The sequence below is a fragment of the Nocardia mexicana NBRC 108244 genome, assembly GCF_001613165.1.
GTDB classification, from domain to species: domain Bacteria; phylum Actinomycetota; class Actinomycetes; order Mycobacteriales; family Mycobacteriaceae; genus Nocardia; species Nocardia mexicana.
Genome location: NZ_BDBV01000155.1, coordinates 1 through 13,755, shown reverse-complemented (window position 1 = coordinate 13,755; position 13,755 = coordinate 1). Strand labels below are relative to the sequence as shown.

Sequence of the window (13,755 nt, the reverse complement as noted above, 5' to 3'; positions counted from 1 at the left end):
CGGGGACGGCAGCCTCGCCGTCGGGCTGAGCGAGGGCCGCGTGCAGATCCTGGCCGCCGACGGCCGAGTGCTGCAGACGGTCTCGGACCTGTCCGGCGTCGATGCCGTCGCCGCCGCCGGTGACGCGGTCGCCGTGCTCGACCGGGCACAGACCAGCCTCACCCAGCTCGACCTGGGGCGCGACAAGCCCGGGCTGGCCCTGCGCGCCGGTACCGGCGCCACCACTGTGATCTCCGACCACTTCGGGCGGCTGCTGGTCACCGACACCGCCGGCGGTGCGCTGCTGGTGTACACGGCCGATCCGCTCGTATTGCGACAGCGATTCCCGGTAGGCTCGTCGCCCTACGCACTCGCCTACGATCAGCGGTCCGAGACCGTGTGGGTGACGCTGACCGCGAGCAACGAGGTGGCCGGTTTCGACCTGTCGACGGGTATACCGGAGGAAGTGGGACGCTTCGCGACGGTGCGCCAGCCGAATTCGGTGACCATCGACGAACGCACCGGCGACCTGTTCGTGGGGTCCGCGACCGGCGACGGGTTACAGCGGATCGGCGCGGACGAGAGGAAGAGAGGGCAGCGATGACTCGGGCCTCGGCGCACCGTCCGCAGCACAGGCGGTCGATCCCGGCGGATTGGGAGGAGACCAGCGAGGAGGGGGAATACGAATACGTGCCGCTCCGACTACCGCCCGACGTCAACCGGGTGACCGCCTCGATGCGGCTGGCCATCCAGGCCGAATTCGGCGGCTGGGAACTGTCGCGGGTCCGCGCCTACACCGACGGCAGCCGGCGCGTGCTGCTGCGGCGGCGCAAGACCACCTTCCCGATCGCGGAAACCGGGATGTGACCGGCATGTACTCCGTACTGCTGCGGCTGATGTTCCTGCTGCCCCCCGAACGCATCCACCACCTGGTCTTCGCGGCGATGCGGCTGGCGACCCGCTTCGCGCCGGCGCGGCGGCTGGTGGCCAAGCTGACCGTCGTCGACGACCCTATCCTGCGCACCACCGCCTTCGGGGTGGAATTCCCCGCACCGCTGGGCCTGGCCGCCGGATTCGACAAGGACGCCGGCGGCGTGAACGCCTGGGGCCCACTGGGTTTCGGTTACGCCGAGATCGGCACCGTCACCGCGCAGGCGCAACCGGGCAATCCGGCGCCGCGGCTGTTCCGGCTGCCCGCCGACCACGCCCTGATCAACCGGATGGGATTCAACAACCACGGCGCGGCCGCGGCGGCCGAACGGCTGCGCGACCGCCGGCCGGGCGGGGTCCCCATCGGCGCCAATATCGGCAAGACCAAGGTCACCCCCGCCGAGCACGCCGCCGACGACTACGCCACCAGCGCCACCCTGCTGGGCCCGCTGGCCGACTTCGTCGTCGTCAACGTCAGCTCCCCCAACACCCCCGGCCTGCGCGACCTGCAGGCGGTCGAATCGCTGCGGCCGCTGCTGCGCGCGGTGCTCGACTGCGTCCATGTGCCGGTGCTGGTGAAGATCGCCCCCGACCTGTCCGACGAGGACGTCGACGCCGCCGCGGACCTGGCCGTGGAGCTCGGCCTGGCCGGGATCGTCGCGACCAACACCACCATCCGCCGCGACGGGCTGGCCACCCCGGCCGCCGAGGTCGACGCGATGGGCGCGGGCGGGCTGTCCGGGCCGCCGGTGGCCGACCGGTCGCTCGAGGTGCTGCGCCGCCTCTACGCCCGCGTCGGCGACAAACTGGTCCTGATCTCCGTCGGCGGGATCGAGAACGCCGACCAGGCCTTCGAGCGCATCCTGGCGGGCGCCACCCTGCTGCAGGGCTACACCGGATTCATCTACGGCGGCCCGTTCTGGACCCGGCACATCCACCGCGGCTTGGCGCAGCGGCTGCGCGCGGGCGGTTACGCGAGCATCGCCGACGCTGTCGGCGCCTCCTACAAGACCCGCGCCTGACCCGGTATCTGCACTGGGTGCAACCGTGCATCCACCGCTAAGACGCGAGCTCAGCCGAAGACGCGCGGCGGCTCCTCGGTGAATCCCACGGGCCGCGGCCGGTGGGTGGGGCCGGACAGGACCGGCTCCGCTTCGCGGCGGGTGCGGCCGCCGGAGTGGCGGCGCATCCGCTCGATCATCCGGCGCGAGAGCAGGATCACGGCCTCCTCGTACCGCACGCCCAGCGCCCCGGCACGGTCGGCGACCCGCCGATGCACCGACTCGTCGTGCACCGCGTCGGGATCGCTGAGCAGTTCGTCGAGTTCCATTCCGGCCAGTGCCTGCACCTGGGTCAATCGGTGTTCGGGCAGCCAGCTCAGCCGCCACACCGCCGCTCCGAAACCGTCGATTCGGAAAGCATGCTCGGGGGTCCGGTCACTGATCATCGCCCAGTCGGTCGTTTCGATCGTCACGGCTGTCTCCTCTCGCGTCGCCGCCCGTGGCCCAGGATCACTGCGTCGGCGGGGCGGGTACCCAATACATCGGCTCGAGTTGCCGAAGAGTTGCGGATTGCGGTGAATTCGTCCGCAGCATCCGGCTCGGTGAGGGTCGGGACACGGACGGCCGGATCGGCGCGGCCCGCTCCCGGGTCGGTGCGCGGGTCCTGCGGCCCTGCCGAACTCGCGCGGCCGGTGCTGCGCCCGGCCCCTGTCGCCGCTGTGCGTACCGGTCCGGCACGCCCACCGAGACGGCCACTGCCGTCGGTCTAGTTCCGGACCCCGACGATGTCGGCGTCGCGCTCGGCGGATCGAGGCATGCGGCGCCGCCGGATTCGCCGCTCGAGGAGAATCGCTCCCACCATCAGAACCTCCTGGACGTCTCGGCGACCGAACGCCGACTCCAGAGCGTCACTTGCCGTTCCATTCGGGCAAATGCCGCGATACGTTATTGGTAGCCGAAATTCCCGGCGGATAAACCGGCAATCCCCGGCGTCTTCGCTTATCGTCTGCAGACGATCACTGCGCACCCGAGACGGAGGTGGCTGCCCCGATGGCGGGACAGGACGCGACGGTCACCGCGGTGCGCGCGGTGCTCACCCGGCTGTGCAAGCGCGCGGGCCTGAGCCCGGAACGCTTGCGCAGCACCGAGATCGACGTCTCTCCCCTGCTGGAGCTCTACGTCATCCGGCGCCAGGCCCAGCTGGCGGGCACCGATCCCGCCGACGCCGTCCCGCCGGTGGTGCGCGACCTGTCCCGGCAACTGCCCCCGGAGCATCGGCTCATCGTCGATGTCGGGCTGTCGCTGGGGCTGCTGCGCGACGCGGCGGCCCCCGATATCGAGCCGCACCTGCTGTACGCTCCGGACCTGGGCAAACGCCGCCAGTACCTCAGCGACCACTGGTCGCAGCTGCTGCGCGCCACCGGGGCCAAGGGGGCGGCCGACGCTCCGACCACGCGACAGTTGCGCAGCCGGCTGGAGTTCGACGCCTTCACCGTCCTGGCACAACGCCTCACCACCGCCTCCGGCTACGCGTCGGTGCTGACCCTGCCGCCGCTGACCGGCGCGGTGCCCGACCGGCACACGGGCACGATTACCGTGGTCGGAGACGCGGTACTCGACAATATCTGCAGCGTCGACCACTTCCCGGAGGCGAACGACCCGGCCACCGGCACCTTCCTGGACCGGCCCGGCGGGAAGGGGCTCAATCGCGCGGTGGCCGCGGCCCGGCTCGGGCTGCGCGTACGCCTGATCGCCGCGGTCGGCGACGACGACCGCGGCCGCCGCATCCTCGACCACCTGCGCGCCGAAGGCGTCGAGACCGACCTGGTGCGCGTCGTGCCCGGCGCCACCACCCCGGTCGCGGTCGTCCTGGTCACCAGCAGCGGCGAGCGACGCGATATCGCCTGCCCCAACGAACGCGTCCGGCTGACCCCCGACGACCTGCACACCCCCGACGCCCGGCACGCGCTGGCCGGATCGGATGCCGTGCTGCTCACCTTCGAACCGCCCTCGGCGGTCGTCGAGGACGCCCTCGACCTCGTCGCGCGGGAATCGCGGCCGCGGCTGCTGGTGCAGCCGGTGCCCGCGATCGCCCGCCCGCAGCGGTTCTACCGCCGCTTCGACGCCATCGACTACCTGATCGGGACCCGCGGCGAACTCGACGCCCTCGCGCCGATGGTGCCGCCGTCGGAACCCTCGAGCGACGGCGACGCCGAACTGGCCCGCCGGCTACGCATCCTGGGCGCCCGGACGGTGTGCATGGTGGAGGAGTTCGCCACGAGTGTGCGCTCCGACGATCTGGAGATCGATATCGGCCGTTTCCCGGCCACGTTGAAGGACTCCCCCGGCGCCCCGGCCGCCTTCGTCGCCGCCCTCGCGCACCGCGTCGTGACCCGCGGCCACCGTGCCGACGCCGACGACTTCGTCTGGGCCACAGCGGCAATGGCGGCGACCCAGTCCACCGGAGCGGTCTCCGGCGCGATGCCGACCGTCGCCGATGTCGACCGCCTGGTCGAGCTCGCGGGCCCCGCGGACGTGGTCGACACGGAGCCGCAGTGATACCGATCGTTTTGCCGGAAACCGGGCGCGGCGCCGGGGCCACCTTCGTGCCGCCGCGCCGTCTAGCGCTATCGTCTCGTGCCATCGCGCCAGACCCAGTTGATCGCCGGGGCGAGCTGCTCCATGCCACCGGCTGCCCGAGGTACTACCTGCGATCCTTCGGAGGAGCATTTGACAGCCCTGGACGAGACCGGACACGACGTGCACGACGCCGCACACGGCATCGGCGACGCCACTGACACGGAGGGCGACGCCGCGGACGACACCGCGCACCGCATCTGCCGCAAGGGCGAGCAGATGTGGGTGCGCGTGCGGGAACTGCACGACGTGCACGACGGCGGCACGATGCTGATGTTCGGCGAGGTTGCCGACGGTTGTCTGGTGCGCATCCACTCCCGCTGCCTCTACGGCGACGTGCTGCACAGCGAGGACTGCGACTGCGGCCCCGAGCTCGACAAGGCGATGGACATGATCCAGGCCGAGGGCGCCGGCGTGCTCATCTACCTCGAACAGGAAGGCCGCGGCCACGGGCTCATCGCCAAGGCTCGCGGGCTGCGCTTCAGCGAACTCCACGGCGTGGACACCTTCACCAGCTACCGCAGCCTGCACTACTCGCCCGACTGCCGGTCCTACGAGCGCGCCGCGCAGGCGCTGCGCCGGCTCGTACCGACCGCGGGGCGGCCCGGCCCGCAATCCGATGGGCGAGGGCTGCAGCGGGTGCGGCTGCTGACCAACAATCCGGAGAAGGTCGCCGCCGTGGCCGCCACGGGGATCGCCGTCGAACGGATCCCGCTGATCACCGCGCCACGCAGCGAACGGGCCCGGCTCTACATGGAGTCCAAGCGGGCCTACCGCGGCCACCTGCTGCCCGACTTCCCCACCGTCCCCGCCGGATCGGACGACGCCGAGCGGCCCGAACCGCCGCGGCCGGTCGACCTGCTGACCGACGGCGCCCCCGACCTGATGCCGACCGGGCTACCCGAGAGATCCGCCGAGACGCTGTGCGGCTCCGCCGAGCGCGCGTAAGACGCATCACATTTTGTCGAACGCGCGGATAGGATGGGTGAGCCGCGTCACTCGGTGACGCGACGCCAGCCGCATTATCCGATCTCTGCCACGGCGAGTTCGTGCAGTCATCTGGCGGAGCGTCCCCGAGGCTACGGTTCGCACACCGATCGGGAACAAGGAAATGACGACAGATATCGGCTACACGCATCAGTCCGGCGCCACGGTCCGCACCGTGCCCGAGGCATTCCAGCAGACGATCACATTGCGCCCGCACCAGGTGGCCCTGCGCACGGTCGGCGGCACCCAGCAGATCACCTGGGCCGACTACGACCGCCGCGTGCGCGCCCTGGCGGCGGGCCTGGCGAAATTGGGGGTTCGCCACGGTGACACGGTCGGCATCATGCTGACCAACCGGCCCGAGTTCAACCTGGTCGACACCGCCGCGCTGCATCTGGGCGCGGCCCCGTTCTCGGTGTACAACACCAGTTCGCCCGAACAGATCGCGCACGTGTTCGGCAACGCGGGGAACAAGCTCGTGATCACCGAGCGCGGCTTCCTCGACGTGGTGCAGCGCTCCGGCGCCGCGTTCGAGCAGATCGTGGTGGTGGACGCGGCCGGCGGCAGCGCCCCCGAAGGCACGATGTCGCTGGCCGACGTCGAGGCCGACCCGGCCGAGGATTTCGACTTCGACGCCGCCTGGCAGGCGGTGCGGCCCGGCGACCTCGCCACACTGATCTACACCTCCGGCACCACCGGTCCCTCCAAGGGCGTGGAGATCACCCACGCCAATATCGTGGCCCAGATCGCGGGCCTGACCCAGAACGGCCCGCTGGTCGTCGGCATCGACGACCGCTCGGTGTCGTATCTGCCCGCCGCGCACGTCGCCGACCGCATCTCCGGGCATTGCGCAAACCTGTTCACCGGCGTCGCCATGACCTGCGTGCCGGACCCGCGGGAGATCGCCGCCGCCCTGCCCGACGCGCGCCCCACGGCGTTCTTCGGCGTGCCGCGGGTATGGCAGAAGATCAAGGCCGGAATCGAGGCGAAGCTCGCCACCGAGGCCAGCCCGGTGAAGAAGGCGCTCGCCAACTGGGCCATCGGTGTCGGCGTCAATGCCGCCCGGGCGCAACTGGCGGGCGGCGGGGCGAGCCCGATGCTGACCGCACAGCACAAACTGGCCGATGCGCTGGTGCTGTCGAAGCTGCGCACGGCGCTCGGGCTCGACGAGTTGAAGGTCGCGGCCTCCGGTGCGGCCGCCATCCCGCCGGAAACCCTCGAGTACATGCTGGGCCTGGGGTTCACCGTGACCGAGGTGTGGGGCATGTCGGAGACCTCCGGCGTCGGCACCTTCACCGAACTGGCGTCGCCGCGCCCGGGCTCGGTCGGCCGCGCCCTCGACGGGGTCGAACTGCGTCTCGACAGCGACGGCGAACTGCTGGTGCGCGGTGCGATCGTCACCCCCGGCTACCGCGGCATGCCCGACAAGACCGCCGAGACCATCGACGGCGACGGCTGGCTGCACACCGGCGACGTCGCCACCATCGACGGCGACGGCTACGTCACGATCGTGGATCGCAAGAAGGAACTGATCATCAACGAGGCCGGCAAGAACATCTCGCCGACCAATATCGAGAATGCCGTGAAGGCGGCCTCGTCGCTGGTCGGCCAGGTGGTGGCGATCGGCGACGCCCGCCCCTACATCACGGCCCTGATCGTGCTGGACCCCGACACCGCAGCGGTGCGCGCCAAGGCGCTGGGCGCCCCCGACGCCGACATCGCCGCCCTGGCCACCCGACCCGAGATCGTCGACGAGGTGCGCGCGGCAGTGGTGTCCGGCAACACCCGGATTTCCCGGGTCGAGCAGATCAAGCGGTTCCGGATCCTGCCGGACGCCTGGGAGCCCGGCGGCGAGGAGATCACCCCCACCCTCAAACTCAAGCGCAACCCGATCGCCGCCAAATACGGTGCGGAAATCGGTGAGCTGTACGGAGATCCGGTCCCCGAGGGCGTCATCGACCTGCGCTAGCGACGGCAGTCGGTGCGGCCGTGCACGCCACGCCGATATGCACTCGATGCAGAAACAGTTGTGGCCCGGGCACATTCGCCCGGGCCACAACTGTGTATGGCGTTACTTCACCTCGTAGGTGGCGACGAGGGTGGCGCGGCCGATCGCGTGGGAGAACAGGTTGAAGCCCAGGAAGGCCGGGCTGGCGCTCGCGTCGAATCCCAGCGATTCGACGTCGACCGCGTGCACGGTGATGAAGTAGCGGTGGTAGCCGTGCCCGGCGGGCGGCGCGGCGCCGACGAAGCCCGCGAATCCGCCGTCGTTGCGCAACTGGATCGCGCCCGCCGGCAGCGTGCCGCCCTCACTGCCCGCACCGCTCGGCAGCGACGTGGTGGCCGCCGGAATGTCGGCGACCGCCCAGTGCCAGAAACCCGAGGCGGTCGGGGCGTCCGGATCGTAGACAGTGACCGCGAAACTCTTTGTCTCGGCGGGGAATCCGGACCACGACAGCTGCGGTGAGACATCCTTGCCGCCCGCGCCGAACACGCCGCTGACCTGATCGTTGCCGAAGGGCTGACCGTCGGTGACGTCCTGCGAGGTGACGGTGAACGTCGGCAGCTGCGGCAGCGCGGCGTAGGGGTCGTAGGAGTAGTCGGGCATCAGGGCCGTCCTTTCGAAATCGTCAGCTGTGCAGGAGGAAATGCTCCAGTACCTGGGTGCCGAATTCCAGCGCGTCCACCGGGACCCGCTCGTCGACGCCGTGGAACAGGGCCGAGAAGTCCAGCTCCGGGGGCAGCCGCAGCGGCGCGAAACCGAAACAGCGAATCCCCAAGGACGCGAACGCTTTGGCATCGGTGCCGCCGGAGAGCATATAGGGCACGGTGCGGCCGTCGGGATCGTGCGCGAGGATGGCATTGTTCATCGCGTCGACCAGATCGCCGTCGAAGGTCGTCTCGTAGGAGTTCAGCGCGGTGATCCACTCGCGCTCCACATCGGGCCCGATCAGCTCGTCCACCTCGCGCTCGAAGGCCTCGCGCCGGCCGGGCACCACGCGGCAGTCCACCACCGCCTCCGCGGTCTGCGGGATGACATTGGCCTTGTAGCCGGCGCGCAGCATCGTCGGGTTCGCGGTATCGCGCAGCGTGGCGCCGATGATGCGGGAGATGGTGCCCAGCTTGGCGAGCTGGCCCTCGATATCCGGGCTGTCCGGATCGAATTCGATACCGGTCTCCTCGCTGACCGCGGCCAGGAATTCGGCCACCGAATCCGACAGCACCAGCGGGAAGGTGTGCTTGCCGAGCCGCGCCACCGCATCGGCCAGGATCGTCACCGCGTTGTCCTCGTGCAGGAACGAGCCGTGACCGGCACGGGCCTTGGCGCGCAACCGCATCCAGCCCAGGCCCTTCTCCGCGGTCTCCACCAGGTACAGCCGCCGCTCGGTGCCGTCGCGTCGCGGCACCGTCAGGGAGAAGCCGCCGACCTCGCCGACCGCCTCGGTGATGCCGTCGAACAGGTCGGGGCGGTTCTGCACCAGCCACTGCGAACCCCAGCGGCCGCCGTTCTCCTCGTCGGCCAGGAACGCGAAGACGATATCGCGCGGCGGCACCGTGCCCTCGAGCTTGAACTGGCGGGCCACGGCCAGCATCATGCCGACCATATCCTTCATATCGATCGCGCCGCGGCCCCACACGTAACCGTCGCGCACCGCGCCGGAGAACGGGTGCACACTCCAGTCGGCGGCCTCGGCGGGGACCACGTCCAGGTGCCCGTGCATCATCAGCGCGCCCCGGCTGGGGTCGGCGCCCTTCAGGCGGGCGAAGACATTGCCGCGGCCGGGGGCACCCGATTCCACGTACTCGGTGACGTACCCGGCCTGCTGCAGCTGATCGGCCACCCATTCGGCGCATTCCCGCTCGCCCTTGGTGGTCTCCAGTTCGCCGGTATTGGAGGTGTCGAACCGGATCAGCGTGCTGACCAGGTCCACCACCTCCGATACGGCGCGGGAGGCGGGTTCGGATAGGGACTTCTCACCGGGTGCAGACACGTACCCCTTCCTACCACTGTGGACCGGTCCTGCCCCGGGTTGCCCGCAGCGTGCACGCAAATACGGGTGATGTGATCGCATGCCGATTCGGTGATCAGCTCGCCACCACGACCTTGTCCGCGCCGATGCGGGTGATGCGCTCCTTGCCCCACGCGCCCAGCGGCTCGAGTGCGCGATTGAGGCGGGTGCCCAGCTCGGTGAGGGAGTACTCCACTCGCGGCGGCACCTCGCGATAGACCTCGCGGTGCACGATGCCGTCCTCCTCGAGCTCGCGTAGCTGCTGGATCAGCATCTTCTCCGAGATCCCGGGCAGGTTGCGGCGCAGTTCGCCGAAGCGGCGCACGCCGCCCGCCTCGAGTTCCCACAGGATCAGCGATTTCCACTTCCCGCCGATCACGTCCATCGCCGCATCGATACCGCAGAAATATGGCCCGGATCGCTTCTCACCCATCGCCTGACCTCACTACCTGTTCACATACCTATTGGTAAGTACCCCACAAAATAGTAGGTACTTGCCGCGATAACCGGCTAAGCGCATTGTAGGTCTCGGCGCCGACGAACCGATATTCGAGAACGCAAGGAGCTCAACCGCAATGGCTGACATCAAGACGCCCGTCACCGTGCTCGGACTCGGCGCCATGGGCCGCGCGCTGGCCACGGCGCTGCTGCAGGGCGGGCACCCGACCACCGTCTGGAACCGCACTCCCGGCCGCGACACCGAGCTGGTCGCCGCCGGGGCGCGCGGGGCCGCCTCCCTCACCGGGGCGGTGCGCGACGGCGACCTCGTGATCGCCGTCCTGCTCGACCACGCCTCGGTGCACGCCGCACTCGATCCGATCGTCGGCGAGCTGTCGGGCAAGACGGTGGTGAACCTGACGACCACCACCCCCGAAGAGGCGCGTGAGCTGGCGCGGTGGGCGGCCGGGCACGGCATCGTGTACCTCGACGGGGCCATCATCGCCAGCCCCGAGATGATCGGGCTGCCCGTGTCGTCGCTGCTCTACAGCGGGACGCGGGAAGTGTTCGACGACCATCGCGCGGTCCTCGAATTGTTCGGTACCGCCGAGTATTTCGGTGACGATGCGGGGACGGCCTCGCTGTACGACTTCGCTTTGCTCTCGGGCATGTACGTGACGTTCGCCGGGTTCTACCACGGCGCGGCGATGCTGCGTTCGGCCGGTGTCTCGGCGGAATCTTTTGCCACACGGGCAGTTTCGTGGCTCACCGCGATCACGGGGTCGCTGTCCGACGCGGGCCGCATCATCGACAGCGGCGACTACACCACCGACGTGCAGAGCCTGGACTTCAACAAGGCGGCACTGGACGCCATCGTCCGCGCGAGCCGCGAAGCGGGAGTCGGCCTCGACGTCATCGGCCCGGTCAAGTCCCTGATCGACCGCCAGGTAGCCGACGGCCACGGCAAGGAGGCCTTCGTCCGAATCTTCGAGGGCCTCGTCTCCTGACCCGGTGAACGAGGACGCCTGCAGCCCAACGGTTTCGACGCCAGGCGTCCTCGACCGCACCGCTCCTCACACCTGCCGACTGCGCGCAACCGCATCGGTGTACAACTCGGTGGTGTACTGATCGGCAGTGATCCCGAGCTCGTCGAGCACGAGCCGCAAATCCTGCAACGCGTCCGGCAGCGATTCGGTGTCCGCGGCCGAGGTCTCGAGCTCGAGGAAGGTTCCGTCGATCTCAGGGACGGTCACGATCGTCGCGAGCATCTGCCGCCTAGCGGCTTGGAAGCGGTAGTTCTCACACCGTTTCGTGAATGAGATCACCGGACGGTATCCGAGCATCGAAACGATCCGGTTCATAGCCTCGCGATCGCCGACCACAGTCTCGTATTCCGGCTTCGAGCCGGTCGCGTCGTCGACAGCAGCGTCCTTGAACGTCAGAAGATGCGTTGTGCCACTTGCCCCGTCGATCGTACGCAGCCGGAACTCTTGATCCGCCGCTGCGAGCGCCCGATCCGCAGTATCGACATAGGTATCGCTGTAGACCACATAGTCCGGCTCGGAGCGGACCGCCAACTGCTTGCGAACAGCGGCCGGATCGGCCAAACGCACCTTGTACTCGGCTTCGATCACGATGGCTCCGTTCATAATCCCGTCCTGATCGGGCTCGATTCGGTGCGTCGAAGATGAGTGGCCCTCGCGGAATTCGGTGAAGGCTGAAACGAACGTTGCATCGTCCAGTTCGGACGCCTGTGCCCGCTCGGGCCTGTCGTGGGCGGGTATCCCGTGATCAGGTGCCGAAATTGCGTTGGGCGTGGGTGACGATGGCGTCCAGGCGGGTGTGGTGGGCGCCCTTCCAGTAGGTTCGGCCGCAGTCGGTGCAGCGGGCGAAGGTGTCGTAGGTTTGTTCCGTGCCTGCGGGCAGGTCGTGCACGAGGGCCTTGTCCGCGGGCTGCAGGGTGCCGTTGCAGGCCGTGCAGCGGGTCCAGGGGGCCAGCGGTGGGGCGAAGCGCGACAGCACGTCGTCGAGTTGTTCGACCGGACGATGGCTGTAAATGTATGCGCCGCCGAATATTTCGCGGCGACGCAGCAGGCCGCGGTCACGCGACAGCAGCAGCCGATGCTCGCGGGCCGAGCGCGCGGCCAGCGCGGCGTCGCCGATGTCCGGGTTCTCGTAGGCGGCGTCGATGCCCAGCAGCCGCAGCCGCCGGGCCAGCGTGCCCAGGTGGATGTCGAGCAGGAACCGCGGCGGCTGCGGGGTGTGCTGCGGTCGCACGACGGCGGCGACGGTGACCGCGTCCCCCGGCGCGGGAATATACGAGGGCTCGCGGCGCCGGTCGTTGACTCGCAACTCACCCACCTCGGTCAGCGGAACACCGAGCGATTCCACCACGTGACCCAGCGACGATGTGCCGTCGGTCTGCACGGCCGCGGGCCCGTTGCGACGACCGGCGGACACGAAGACCGCTAGCTCCGCCGCGAACCCCACCGTGATCTCCGCTGCGCTCACACGGCCAGCATGCCAGCGCTGTGGGAAGTATGGACGATTCCGCGGTGCCCCGCCCGAGCCGGATCCCGATCACAACGACGCGGACCGCCGATTTTCCTAGGATCGGGATATGGTTCCGCTGACCTACGACCGGCTCTGCGCCGAGATCGAGACTCGCACCCGCGCCGTCATCGCCGTCGTCGAGCACGCCGACCTGACGGCCTCGGTACCGTCGTGCCCCGGCTGGGATCTCGGGCATCTGCTGCAGCACATCGGTGGGGTGCACCGGTGGATGGCGGAGATTGTCGGCACCCGCGCGACCGCGCCGATCGACGGCGAATTCGTCGATGATCCGACCGCGTCCCGGATCGACCCCGGCGAGCTGGTGCCGTGGCTGCACGACGGAGCCGCCAAACTCACCGCGACCCTGCGTGCGGCCGATCCCGATATAGCGGTCTGGTCACCGGGACCCGCTGGGACACCGCGGTTCTGGGCGCGGCGGGCCATGCTCGAGACCGCGCTCCACGGCTGCGATGCCGCCGAGGCGGTGGGCGCCGACATGCAGCTGCCGCCCGAACTCGCCGCGGACGGCTTCGAAGAATGGCTCGACAACGCCTCGGTACCCGAAGCCTACGAATCCCGACCCGACCTCCCCGATCTGCTCGGCCCCGGACGCGGGTTGGTCTTCGACGCCACCGAGACCTTCGGCACCGCCGGGCCTACGGTCGTCCCTACGTCTCCGAACGTCGCCGACCCCGCGAGCACTGCTGCGACTTCGAGTGCCACATCGCCGGATTCCGACCCCACGGGCACCGCACCCTCCAACACTGCCGAGCCCGTCGGCGTCACCGGCGATATCGGATCGTGGGTTGTCGATCTCGGCGGGCAAGCGGCCACCTGGCGGCGCGGTACAGGGCCGGGGTCGGTGTGGGTGGGCGGTGCGGTCGCCGATCTGCTGCTGTATGTCTATCGCCGTCCACACGGTGCGTTGCGCCTCACCGGAGATATAGAGTTGCTCGAACTCTGGCGTACCCGCGCGGGATTCTGGCTCAACGCCTGACCGGGCGCGGGCTCGGCAACTCCCCCGGCTCGCCACCTTGTGGCCTTTACCAGCCGAAACCTGGGTCCGCTGAGCACAAACCCCAAATGTCGGCCCATTCCTTGCCGACCCTGACGGCCGCGTCCTAGCGTCTGCCGCAATCGGGTTCCAGCTGGGAGGCGCCGCATGAAAACCCGTGCCGGACACCGCCGCACGTCCCGCACCGGCGCCGGGCGACCGCGCG

The 13,755-nt window shown here is 69.6% G+C and carries 14 protein-coding genes; 8 read left to right on the top strand and 6 right to left on the bottom strand.

The window, feature by feature from the left end:
- The 3 genes from NM1_RS43265 to NM1_RS40070 all read left to right on the top strand — a co-directional run.
- On the top strand, window positions 1-583 hold a 583-nt coding region (locus NM1_RS43265; RefSeq protein ID WP_373864103.1), incomplete at its 5' end, for a YncE family protein.
- Window positions 580-846, top strand: coding sequence for a DUF5703 family protein (locus tag NM1_RS40075; RefSeq protein ID WP_068032970.1), 267 nt, complete (start codon window positions 580-582; stop codon window positions 844-846). The genes NM1_RS43265 and NM1_RS40075, both read left to right, overlap by 4 nt.
- Before the next feature lie 5 nt (window positions 847-851).
- Complete coding sequence (locus NM1_RS40070) at window positions 852-1,931, top strand: quinone-dependent dihydroorotate dehydrogenase (protein ID WP_068032976.1); 1,080 nt, start codon at window positions 852-854, stop codon at window positions 1,929-1,931.
- A 50-nt stretch (window positions 1,932-1,981) separates the two neighbouring features.
- Here NM1_RS40070 and NM1_RS40065 read toward each other — a convergent pair whose 3' ends face one another.
- A complete protein-coding gene (locus NM1_RS40065) occupies window positions 1,982-2,383 on the bottom strand; it encodes an SPFH domain-containing protein (RefSeq protein ID WP_174556964.1) in 402 nt (133 codons plus the stop codon).
- 577 nt (window positions 2,384-2,960) lie between these two features.
- Here NM1_RS40065 and NM1_RS40060 point away from each other — a divergent pair.
- From NM1_RS40060 to NM1_RS40050, 3 genes are all read left to right on the top strand, one after another.
- Entirely contained in the window at window positions 2,961-4,469 is a 1,509-nt protein-coding gene (locus tag NM1_RS40060) for a PfkB family carbohydrate kinase (protein WP_068032966.1), read from the top strand.
- Window positions 4,470-4,640: 171 nt separating this feature from the next.
- The gene (locus NM1_RS40055) at window positions 4,641-5,495 is read left to right on the top strand and encodes a GTP cyclohydrolase II (RefSeq protein WP_068032964.1); all 855 of its coding nucleotides are present in this window, start codon (window positions 4,641-4,643) and stop codon (window positions 5,493-5,495) included.
- 163 nt (window positions 5,496-5,658) lie between these two features.
- A complete protein-coding gene (locus NM1_RS40050) occupies window positions 5,659-7,503 on the top strand; it encodes an AMP-dependent synthetase/ligase (RefSeq protein WP_068032962.1) in 1,845 nt (614 codons plus the stop codon).
- Window positions 7,504-7,605: 102 nt separating this feature from the next.
- On the opposite strand, the gene NM1_RS40045 is transcribed toward NM1_RS40050, so the two are convergent.
- The 3 genes from NM1_RS40045 to NM1_RS40035 form a co-directional block, all read right to left on the bottom strand.
- Complete coding sequence (locus tag NM1_RS40045) at window positions 7,606-8,142, bottom strand: YbhB/YbcL family Raf kinase inhibitor-like protein (protein WP_068032960.1); 537 nt, start codon at window positions 8,140-8,142, stop codon at window positions 7,606-7,608.
- 22 nt (window positions 8,143-8,164) lie between these two features.
- Complete coding sequence (locus tag NM1_RS40040; RefSeq protein ID WP_084520500.1) at window positions 8,165-9,526, bottom strand: M20/M25/M40 family metallo-hydrolase; 1,362 nt, start codon at window positions 9,524-9,526, stop codon at window positions 8,165-8,167.
- Window positions 9,527-9,620: 94 nt separating this feature from the next.
- Window positions 9,621-9,977 (bottom strand): winged helix-turn-helix transcriptional regulator, encoded by a 357-nt coding sequence (locus tag NM1_RS40035; RefSeq protein ID WP_068032958.1) that lies wholly within the window; start codon window positions 9,975-9,977, stop codon window positions 9,621-9,623.
- A 142-nt stretch (window positions 9,978-10,119) separates the two neighbouring features.
- On the opposite strand from NM1_RS40035, the gene NM1_RS40030 reads away from it, so the two are divergent.
- A complete protein-coding gene (locus tag NM1_RS40030) occupies window positions 10,120-10,989 on the top strand; it encodes an NAD(P)-dependent oxidoreductase (protein ID WP_068032956.1) in 870 nt (289 codons plus the stop codon).
- Between the two features lie 66 nt (window positions 10,990-11,055).
- Here NM1_RS40030 and NM1_RS40025 read toward each other — a convergent pair whose 3' ends face one another.
- Together NM1_RS40025 and NM1_RS40020 are read right to left on the bottom strand one after the other, a co-directional pair.
- On the bottom strand, window positions 11,056-11,616 hold the full coding sequence (locus NM1_RS40025; protein WP_084520502.1) for a class IV adenylate cyclase: 561 nt from the start codon (window positions 11,614-11,616) through the stop codon (window positions 11,056-11,058).
- Between the two features lie 157 nt (window positions 11,617-11,773).
- Window positions 11,774-12,493 (bottom strand): Mut7-C RNAse domain-containing protein, encoded by a 720-nt coding sequence (locus NM1_RS40020; protein WP_068032954.1) that lies wholly within the window; start codon window positions 12,491-12,493, stop codon window positions 11,774-11,776.
- A 109-nt stretch (window positions 12,494-12,602) separates the two neighbouring features.
- Between NM1_RS40020 and NM1_RS40015 the strand changes: the two genes are divergently transcribed.
- A complete protein-coding gene (locus tag NM1_RS40015; protein ID WP_068032951.1) occupies window positions 12,603-13,532 on the top strand; it encodes a maleylpyruvate isomerase family mycothiol-dependent enzyme in 930 nt (309 codons plus the stop codon).
- Window positions 13,533-13,755: the final 223 nt, after the last annotated feature.